Source organism: Vibrio nomapromontoriensis (assembly GCF_050337205.1).
GTDB lineage: Bacteria > Pseudomonadota > Gammaproteobacteria > Enterobacterales > Vibrionaceae > Vibrio > Vibrio nomapromontoriensis.
In genome coordinates, this window is sequence record NZ_JAKJSS010000028.1 from 1 (window position 1) to 9,906 (window position 9,906).

Sequence of the window (9,906 nt, forward strand, 5' to 3'; positions counted from 1 at the left end):
GTGGCTTGCCAATACGATTGCGACAAATGAGCTAGGACAAAGCTTTTCGTTACTCGAACTCAGTCAAAAGGGCGTTGCCGATCCTAAAATCCGTAAAGGTGAACTTATGATGCGAGCAAGAGGCTTTGAAGACTTAGCAAAAAGTATGAACCATGAAGCCGCTTTCCTGACTTTAACGTGTCCATCAAAATATCACCGTGCTTACGCGACATCAGGCCACGAAAACCCAAAGTGGGCTGGGTTTACACCGTTGGACGGACAGAGGTATCTAAACAAGCTATGGGTACTGGTGCGCTCAAAGCTGAATCGTTTGGGTGTACGTTTTTATGGTTTTCGAGTTGTTGAGCCTCAACATGATGGCACACCGCATTGGCACTTACTTTTGTTTGTGGAAGCGAATCAATATCAAACGTTAATTGAAGTGATGAAGGACTATGCGCTTAGAGAAGACAGTGATGAGAAAGGAGCGAGTAAGCATCGTTTTACTGAAGTAAAAATAGACCCAGCTAAAGGCAGTGCGACGGGTTACATCGCCAAATATATTTCTAAGAATATCGACGGCGCGGATTTAGATTCTGGTATTTATGGTGAAGATCCATTAGATGCGGCAGCCAGGGTAGATGCGTGGGCATCATGTTGGGGGATTCGCCAGTTTCAACAGTTAGGTGGTTGCTCTATCACGGTGTGGCGCGAGCTTCGCCGATTGAAGAGTACACAAAACCTTCCTGAGCAGGTTAAGGCTATCTTTGAGGCTGCGGACAGTGGAGATTGGAAAAGCTTCTTAGAGTTGATGGGAGGCGTATTCTGTCATCGAAAAGAGCAGTTAGTACAGCCTTACTATGAGCTAAGTGTTGATACTAATACAGGGGTGGTGAAAACGACGGCGTACAGTGACGAGGAGTTAACGACGGTACTCAAAGGGGTGTTTGCTATTGGGGAAGCGATTGTGACTCGCTCGTTGCAGTGGCGTTTTGAATCAAAGCTCGCGCGAGCTTTTTAACTTGGAGTTCTGTGAATAACTGTATTTTTATCGATAATTAATCAAGCTAGGTAATTAGCTTCGAGAAAGTCGAGATTGACGATGCGCTAACAAAAAATTCACTGGCAGTTGATACTCTTTTTCATATCAGAGTTACACCTGAATAATGCCCAGAAACGGCTTTTGGTGTGTATTTCAATCAGCAGTGGAGAAAGCATGTTCAACGTAGTTCGTGGATGGTTTGGTGAGAAGAAAACAGCAGTCAATATGTGGGTGTCACTCAACACGAACACTTACCAACGGTTTCATGACGTATATATTCCTACCTTCAATGGTACAGCGCAAATCGACCACTTGCTGATATCGCCATTTGGGGTGTTTATTGTTGAAACGAAAAACTTCAAAGGCTGGGTTTTTGGTGACGAAAAAGCAGCTCAGTGGACTCAATCACTTTACGGGAAAAAGTATCGTTTTCAAAACCCGTTGAGGCAAACTTACCGCCAAAAGAAAGCCTTAGCTGCGTATTTTGATATTGACGAGCAACTAATCAAAACCGTAGTGTACTTTACTGGTGATTGTGAGCTCAAAACAGAGTTACCCGCGAATGTTTTAGACCGTGGGTTAGGGCGGTATATTAAACGTTTTAAGAATGTTGTTTTATCTGAAAGTGAAATGGATAGCTTGCTGCGTAAAGTACATCAACATACTGATAGCTGCACCACTACCAACCGCCAGCATGTAAAAGCACTTCGTTCTCGCCATAATTCAACGAATGCGTGCCCAAAATGTGGCTCTGAGCTTGTTGAGCGAGTCGCTCGAAGTGGTGCGAATGCAGGGAATAAATTTCTAGGCTGTAATAGCTTTCCAAAATGTCGATTTATTAAGAGTTAACCATGTCTAATCATTTTGCTACCGTTTATATACTTGAGAATCCTACATCGAATAGAGTAAAAGTAGGGCTTACTGGTATAGGGCGTAATGATCCTGATGGGCGCCTTAAAGATGTTAATGATAAATGGTTGTCGATAAAAGCGACCTGTCAGATATGTGGGAGTCGACGAAAGGTCACTCGAGAAAGGCTGATTCCCGAGCATGTGACAAATGGGCGAATCTGTTATGGGGGGATGCGCTTACCTTTTGAAAAAGAAACAAAACTTGCGCGGAACCACTTGAATGAATTGAATGTCCAGCTTAGTAGTTTATCTGGCACGGCTAAAAGCTCTGTCACCAGACAGATTAATTCCCTTGAGAAGCGTTTGCGTATTTTTAGTAATTACGAGCAACCAAGTGGGCTTTGGTACATTAATACACTATATCGCACTAAATGTGCTGAGATGGTAGAGAAGAAAGCCCATGAAAGGTTATCAAAGTGTCTAGACCATTCAGCTCCTTTTGGTGAGGTTTTTCACTGTTCAGTAGCGGACGCAAGATTGGCGATAGAGGGTATTCTGGAGAATATGGAGATTGATGACGTGAGCAAAGAGATAGGGTTTGCATACACGTCATTTGATTTTGGACAATGCCCGATCTGTGATAATAATTTGACAAAAGCAGGAATTTGCCCGAACTGCACTCAAATACGATTAGACAATTCATAAGCTCACTTTTATAAGGTTCTGAACCCAATACTGCTCCTAGCACAGCTTTATGTCGACTTAGCCTTGTTTTCATTAACACTTTTTGGGCTAAGTTATTGCCTAATATTTCTCGAGTGTGATAATCACGACATATACAACTAGTTTTGCATGAGTGGTTTTATGCGAGAAAAAGAGAAAATTGCGCTGTTTATCGATGCGGATAATGCTCCTTCAGCCAAAATAGAAGAAGTATTATCTGAGTTGGCACGATACGGCGTAGTTAATATTAGGAAAGCTTACGGTAATTGGACGAACCCAACCCTTAAATCTTGGCAAGAAGTACTCCACGAATTTGCGATTCAGCCAGTTCAGCAATTTGACCTCATAAAAGGCAAAAATGCGACTGATATGGCTTTAGTTATCGATGTAATGGACATTATTTATACTAAAGATATAGACGTCATATGTTTAGTTTCATCTGATTGTGATTTTACGCCGTTGGTTACCCGAGCACTAGCTGATGGGAAGTTTGTCATTGGTTTTGGGGAGCGGAAAGCGGTTCTTCCATTTGTTAACAGTTGCTCACGTTTTCTCTATCTAGACGATGACAAAGAAGAGCAACCAGTTCAGAAGAAAGCTGGAAACATCAAAGGCGACACACGCCTCATTAATTTATTGAGGCAGGCCATAGAAGCAGTAGAAGAAGACGACGGTTGGGCAATGCTCGGGCCGATAGGTACTCATATATCTAACCATGCTTCGTTTGATCAGAGAAACTATGGGTTTAAAAAGTTAAGTGACTTATTTCAATCTATCGATCTATTTGAAATGAAAAAGACAAATAGTTCAGTTTTATGGGTTCGGGATAAAAAGAAAACAAAAAAGTTAGCTTGTAAATGAGCAAATAGTTTTTGTTTATAAAAGAAAGGCAATTTCTCTACCATGTTTATGCCCCAAACGTTTTGGGGGTATTACTATTTTTTATTATGTTATTACTAGTTGCCCTACTAAATGTTGTCCGAATGAATGCACGATTAGTCTGGGACTATTGAGTGGTTTGTAAATCTAATCGGACATCCAAGCCACTGCATGTCCTTAACACATCACGTCATATAACAGATACTTATATCACGACAACGATAAAGGTAGATAATATGAAACGTGAGATTAGACAGTGGTACGAAAAACCAATAGGTATTATCTTGTTGAATGTTTTGGCTGGTCTCCTTGTCGCCATAGTGTGTGGCCTAGTGATGTGAGGGTGAGATGAAATATAAGAACTTAGATTTGGCAGATGAAACTGTAGAAGAACTTGAGGATATGTGGGAGGAACAAAGAACTTCCTTCTTCTCATGGTGGGATAAAAGTGCAGACAGTACGCCAATTGCTGAACATCCACTTGCTGCCTTGGCATACTGTTTACAGGCAGGAATCTATCCTCCACCATCAGTCTTGTTGCAAATAGCCGATACGTATAAAGGCTACGTCCATAAGCAAGGAAAAATAAGTCTAGAAGAGGCTTTTTTTGGTAAATCAGTAAAAGGTATGGGTAATTATGCTGCTAGGAAAGCAAAATCGTCTGACGTGACTATGCTTCACATGGCGATTCAGCTAGAAACACTAACGGTGGATGAGAACAAGCGGAGATCTCAGATAGAGATAGCAGAAGAATACCTTGATAGAAAAGGCTCTCAAGAAGATCCCGAGCATTTACTTAGAAAGCTTCGTCGCTTGAGACAAAAGATGAAGTAGCGCACTATGATCTCAAAGTTAAAGTCACTCTCTTAAATGTAGTTGCTAGCTCAATCTTGCCCCAAAACTGTTTAGCTCAAAATTCCTGACCACTTTCTCATGTCATTTCTTGACCTACTTTTGTTAATGGCAGATTATGAGTCTAGTTGAGCACTTACTGCCATACAGACATGTTCTGCAATTTGTGAGTGTAAGGAAGAATAAAACCGATAGAACAGTATGTTGCTGGCGTTGTGTCTTTATTTTCTGAATATATTATAAAGACAATGTCTGCTGAAACGCACTGTTATAGTGCATTCAGATCCAGCTACCTAATTTTTAGAATTTATGTTCACACAGAGGGATTATGGGAAGTCAAAACCAAATAAAATCTAAGTTGCTTGAAATGGAAGGCGGAAAATTTCAAAGACTCTGTGATGATTGGCTGTATAGAAAGGGGTATGAAAATATAAACCCTATTGGAATGATGAATACAACTGACCGAGTAGTTAAAGGTACGCCAGACTGTCTGTTTATGCAGAAGAATGGAAAGTATATTTTTTCGGAATATACCGTTCAACAGGAGCGTCTAGCCAATAAACTAAAAGATGACATTGAAAAGTGCTTTGATGAAAATAAAACAAGCATTCCTGTAGATGAAATCAGTGAAATAATCATATGTTATTTGGGTAAACTTACTACGGAAGAAATCAACGAACTCAGAACCTTTTGCTACGAAAGAGGAGTAATGTTGACTCTTAATGGTCTTGATTCAATTTCTTTGAGCATTAAAAATTCTTACCCAGTCCTATCAGAAGAGTATTTAGATTTACCATTAGATACTGGTCAGTTGTTGAGTATTGATGATTTTATTGAAAGATATGGTAGAAGCAATTTTACAACGTCTATCGATAATGAGTTACTATTCTGTGATGATTTGTTAAGTAATGCAGTCAGCACTCTGAATTCTTCTAATTTCCTACTTATATCAGGTGCAGCCGGGTTAGGAAAAACATTATTTTCAGTAAATTTGGTAAAACAAGTCCATCAAGAAAAAAATAACACAAATGTTGTTTGTCTTTTTGATAAAGGTGCAGACTTAATAAGGGATATAACCGCATGCTTTAGCGAACCGGGGGATTATCTTATTTTTGTCGACGATGCAAACAGACTAGATAATCGACTTGATTACATACTTCACTATCTAAATGAAAAAGATGAAAGCCGGACTTTTCGAATTATCGCTACAGTACGAGATTATGCACGAGAATCCGTTATAGAAAAGGTTAATAAATATACTGAACTTCATGAGCAAGTCATTACCCCGTTAACTGATGAGCAGATTAAAGAGTTGTCTGAAACATTATTTGGAATTAAAAATGGGGAGTACCAAAAAAGAATACAAGAAATATCCTGCGGCAATCCACGACTGGCTGTAATGGCATCAAAAGTTGCTATAGAAACAAATCAAATACAGTCTATCCAAAATGTTACTTCCTTATATAGCGATTACTTTGGGGAGAACGAGAATGTAAAACTTGTGCTTGACGATGAGCGGTTGGTTGTTGCGGCTTGCGCTATTTCTTTCTTTAGAAAAATTGACAAACTTAATGAACAGCAAATGGGTATGGTGGAAAATTCCTTCGGCATACAGGCTGAGGAATTTTGGGAAATTGTTGATATCTTACATAAAAACGAAATAGTCGATTTGTATGAAAGCGAAGTAGTGAAGATATCTGACCAAGTTCTATCTACTTACCTTTTTTATATAACCGTATTTGAAAAGAAGATAATACCATTCTCATTAATCGTTAAAGATTTTTATCCTGACTACACAAGAACTATTGTTGATTCACTAAACCCTATCATTAATGCCTTTGACCAAAGGAAAGTTGTTGCGGGCATTAGGAGTGAGGTTAAAGATATATTTGAAAAATATTCTGAAAGCGAGAGTGTCGATAAATCGATAGAGTTTTTGAGCACTTTTTGGTTTGCCCTGCCAACAGAGGCTTTGCTTTTTTCATCAAAGGTTATTAGCGGAATGCCGGACGTTGATATTGATTGGAAAGGTGAAAATTATGAGGAGGCTAAGGACGAGGCAGATAAATCATCTTTAATCAGTTTGTTAATAAGTTTTAGGTATTATGATGAGCAAGAATTTAAAATGTCCTTTGAATTGCTGCTTAAATATCTTGCTAAAAGCAAGGCGTCCCTTGGCTTTGTAATACGAGTGCTGTCTGAACGTTACAATTTTAAGCCTAATGATTGTCGATACGGCTATTATGTACAATCGTTCATTGTAGATAAGTTGATAGAACAACTGGATAAAGGGAAAAACTACTTATTCAGTCGACTTTTTATTTTAACGGCTAGTTATCTGCTAAAAGTTGAGCACAGAGAGCATAAGTGGTCTCGCGGTGATGCAATAAGCATAATAACTTTTAGGCTATCTCCTGACGAATACCTGCTCGCTTTAAGAGATAAGATTATCTCAAACTTATCTTTTTTAATGGATAAAGATGAGTTGCAACCTTTCGTTATTAATGTAATTAGTGAGTACATAGGCAGAGCAAGATATGAGGGAGCGGATATGGCTGATGCTGACCTTCCTCTTTTTGAACGATATTTTGTTAAAAAGTTAGATAAGGATAACTTGTCTCACTGCATGATGATGCAAGACTATTGTGAGCACCTTGAATCTTTGGAGTTGAACTATCCAAAGGAGTGGAAAGAAGAATTCTTTAATGAAACGCTTAAACTTTCACACTTACTTCTTGAAGACAGGCATGAGCGGCGCATGCTTGAAATGGGGTTTGAGGAATACAATCAATACCGCCATAAGAGTTTAGTTGAGCATTTTGCAGGAATTTCGATAACAGGTTTCATTGACTTCATTGATATGTGTAAAGAATTGAATAATGCCCTGTCGGGTAGAGATAGGGATTACTCATTAAAAAATGGAATCGAAATGAGTCTTCACGCTATGGCTGAGTCAGTGCCTGACCTCTTTCCTGAAATTGTATTGAGGTATATGGATTATGATGACTATTTTGAAGTAAATCCTCATTTCTTAGTTACAGACCTGTTTAAGTCTCAATCTAGTAGTGACGTTTTTTCGTTGTTAAATAGCAAAGAATATCGGTGGAAGAAGTTATGGCTATCTACTTATTTTTCATCATTGCCAGAGGAGTCCATTACCGATGATGACGCTCGCTTATTAATAGAGCACATTAGCAATACGCCAAGTAACGAATTACGTGGTTGGCTAGATTACTTGGATAAGTATAAGGGTATTGACGATGCTATTTATAGCAAAGTAGTCAGAATTCTAACTGATAAATCTCATGAAGATGCTAACTATGCAAGGTCACTAGGACACCTATTTAGTAGTCACTTCAGCATATTTGACAACTGGTTTGAAGTATTTGAGCCAGATGACGAACTGGTTTTTGATGCATACCTAGCCGCCTACAGTCTAGAGCGTTACTGGGATTATTCTGGCGACGCTTTAAAACTTCTTTTAGACAGACGGTTTGAGTTTTTATATAAATTGGTCGATCAAATATATGAAAATGAAAGATGGCCTGATTTGCACACAGATATGCCAGAGTTAAATTTTTTGTGGGAAAGAGAGGGCTACATCGAAGAAGTTGAAGAATACGCGAGATATCTTCAGAGTAAAGATGAACACTCTTTCAGGTATAGAGAAAATATATTTAGTAAATTATTCACTAAAGAAAAAGGGAAAACTGAATCGGAAGATATAAATCAGAAAAAACATAATTTTTTCCGCAATGCCGTCAAGAAAAATGCTTCGGATATTAAATTTACGTGTTTTTTATTTCAATCTGCACACTATCTTAATGAAGAATTCCGGCGGGAACTGTTAGGTTTATTTCTTAGTGAAAATGCTAAATTTGAGGACTTTCAAACGCTAGATTACGAACTAACTACTCGGTCGTGGTCGGGAAGTCGAGTTCCCATCTTGGAGCGAGAAAGGAATTTTCTTGAAAGTTTGCTGCCACTTTTTAACTCCATTCAGTTTCTTGAGCATAAATTCTATGTGGAGAAACAAATTGAGGGTAAATTGAAATCTATTGAATATGAAAAGAAGAGAGATTATATGGAAAGCAGATAGCTTGATATGTAGTGAAAGAACACTGCCCTATAACAAGTTGCTGCACACGGATAAATTACTCGCTGCGCTTCTAACTTACCGGTGAGCAAGGCGTTAGGTGTCAAATTATTGAAAGTGAAGATAAACAATTTGAGGTGCAAAATGAAATTAGTATCAAAAGCGTTAGTTGAGAGCTTATATAGTGATATGGGTTTAGTTGTACTTGAACTAGATGACTGTACAAGATGGTCAATGATAGATCGCCCTTACCACAATATAAATGGCGCAGAGGTTCAGGTATATAGCGATGGGCGCAAGTTTTATGTCTGTTTCAACGGTGGCTCAGAACGATTTGCTGTTGATGAAATGTAGTGAATAAACAAACCACATCGTTGGCAACATCTCTCACACTTAACAAGCACTCAAGGAATCAACATAATTTTCCTAATCTGACAGAAGCATTTTAGATCACTATTACTAACACATTTCTGTTCAAAAATGAGTTTCAAGCGTACGGGGACAAATTAGAGGCTATCTGTCCCGAAAGATGAATCGAAATTTATATGTTTCCTAGCTACATATTTGCTACATTAGTTTGAATGTTGTGGTCTAAGTTAATGAATTTAAGTGGTTTAACTGTAAATTATTGCGCATTAAGCGGGCGTTATATGCCTCTTGAGTTATGATGAATAAAAGGAATTTCAATGATTTTAAATCATGTCTCCGTTGGAGTTAAAAATATCGAATCAGCAGTGAATTTCTACGACGCTGTGTTTGAAACTCTATCTATTAATCGAACGCACCTAATTGAAGGTGTCGCGGCAGCTTACGGCACCAACTTCGAGTTTTGGGTTGGTCTACCGTCGGAAGGTTATGCGTCAAATGGTAATGGAACTCACATAGCCTTTAATGCTTGCAATCAAGAGGCAGTTGATAACTTTTACGCAATAGCTGTTAAGTTAGGTGCAATATGCGAGGGGAAGCCAGGTTTACGCCCAGATTATGGAGAAAGCTACTACGCTGCTTTTGTCCGAGACCTTGATGGTAACAAGATAGAAGCGGTTTCAATGTAGTAAGTCGTAAGGCATATAACAAATGCTTCAAGTGGATTCGTAACGCTTGGCAATTTTGGTGTAACTGTCGACTTATGTGTTTACGGTGGTCAATTTAAGTTTGGTGGTGCGTCACTCACCACTTAAGCAGGCGTTAGCTTTCACGGTTTAGTTTATTGGTGTACGGGTTCATCGTTCTAGCTTTACACCTGTTCTTTAGTGGTAACCTCACATCTCTYGTGTGCTTTTTCTTTGCTACTGAGTCATTTACGTTTAATTGAAAATTGGCGTATGTGGTTGTTGGCTTAGTGGCAAACTTTGAGTTGCCTCTGAGTTTCGTCAACTCAGGCTACGAATTTTTGGACAGTTCAACTCTGTCCCGTCATGTTGGTCATTGGTTTTGAGGTGAGAGCGTTACTTCAAAGCCTTGGTGAGCAACGCTGGCATTAT

General features: G+C 38.9%; 8 protein-coding genes. All 8 read left to right on the forward strand.

The window, feature by feature from the left end; genetic code table 11:
* Positions 1 to 1,000 (forward strand): replication endonuclease (locus tag L4D05_RS23695; RefSeq protein WP_428795449.1); only part of this gene is annotated, 1,000 nt, incomplete at its 5' end.
* Between the two features lie 195 nt (positions 1,001 to 1,195).
* Positions 1,196 to 1,870, forward strand: coding sequence for a nuclease-related domain-containing protein (locus L4D05_RS23700; protein WP_428795450.1), 675 nt, complete (start codon positions 1,196 to 1,198; stop codon positions 1,868 to 1,870).
* 2 nt (positions 1,871 to 1,872) lie between these two features.
* Positions 1,873 to 2,577: a hypothetical protein gene (locus L4D05_RS23705; protein WP_428795451.1), complete on the forward strand. Its 705-nt coding sequence runs from the start codon at positions 1,873 to 1,875 to the stop codon at positions 2,575 to 2,577.
* Between the two features lie 159 nt (positions 2,578 to 2,736).
* Positions 2,737 to 3,456 (forward strand): NYN domain-containing protein, encoded by a 720-nt coding sequence (locus L4D05_RS23710; protein WP_428795452.1) that lies wholly within the window; start codon positions 2,737 to 2,739, stop codon positions 3,454 to 3,456.
* A gap of 366 nt (positions 3,457 to 3,822) precedes the next feature.
* A complete protein-coding gene (locus tag L4D05_RS23715; protein ID WP_428795453.1) occupies positions 3,823 to 4,308 on the forward strand; it encodes a hypothetical protein in 486 nt (161 codons plus the stop codon).
* Between the two features lie 346 nt (positions 4,309 to 4,654).
* Entirely contained in the window at positions 4,655 to 8,425 is a 3,771-nt protein-coding gene (locus L4D05_RS23720; RefSeq protein ID WP_428795454.1) for an nSTAND3 domain-containing NTPase, read from the forward strand.
* A gap of 141 nt (positions 8,426 to 8,566) precedes the next feature.
* Positions 8,567 to 8,776: a hypothetical protein gene (locus L4D05_RS23725; RefSeq protein ID WP_005463271.1), complete on the forward strand. Its 210-nt coding sequence runs from the start codon at positions 8,567 to 8,569 to the stop codon at positions 8,774 to 8,776.
* A 332-nt stretch (positions 8,777 to 9,108) separates the two neighbouring features.
* A complete protein-coding gene (locus L4D05_RS23730) occupies positions 9,109 to 9,477 on the forward strand; it encodes a VOC family protein (protein ID WP_428795455.1) in 369 nt (122 codons plus the stop codon).
* Positions 9,478 to 9,906: the final 429 nt, after the last annotated feature.

What these genes read in the sequence shown, in the direction of transcription:
- L4D05_RS23700 (WP_428795450.1), top strand. Translation starts at nt 1,196, where the DNA reads ATGTTCAACGTAGTTCGTGGATGGTTTGGTGAGAAGAAAACAGCAGTC.
- L4D05_RS23705 (WP_428795451.1), top strand. Translation starts at nt 1,873, where the DNA reads ATGTCTAATCATTTTGCTACCGTTTATATACTTGAGAATCCTACATCG.
- L4D05_RS23710 (WP_428795452.1), top strand. Translation starts at nt 2,737, where the DNA reads ATGCGAGAAAAAGAGAAAATTGCGCTGTTTATCGATGCGGATAATGCT.
- L4D05_RS23715 (WP_428795453.1), top strand. Translation starts at nt 3,823, where the DNA reads ATGAAATATAAGAACTTAGATTTGGCAGATGAAACTGTAGAAGAACTT.
- L4D05_RS23720 (WP_428795454.1), top strand. Translation starts at nt 4,655, where the DNA reads ATGGGAAGTCAAAACCAAATAAAATCTAAGTTGCTTGAAATGGAAGGC.
- L4D05_RS23725 (WP_005463271.1), top strand. Translation starts at nt 8,567, where the DNA reads ATGAAATTAGTATCAAAAGCGTTAGTTGAGAGCTTATATAGTGATATG.
- L4D05_RS23730 (WP_428795455.1), top strand. Translation starts at nt 9,109, where the DNA reads ATGATTTTAAATCATGTCTCCGTTGGAGTTAAAAATATCGAATCAGCA.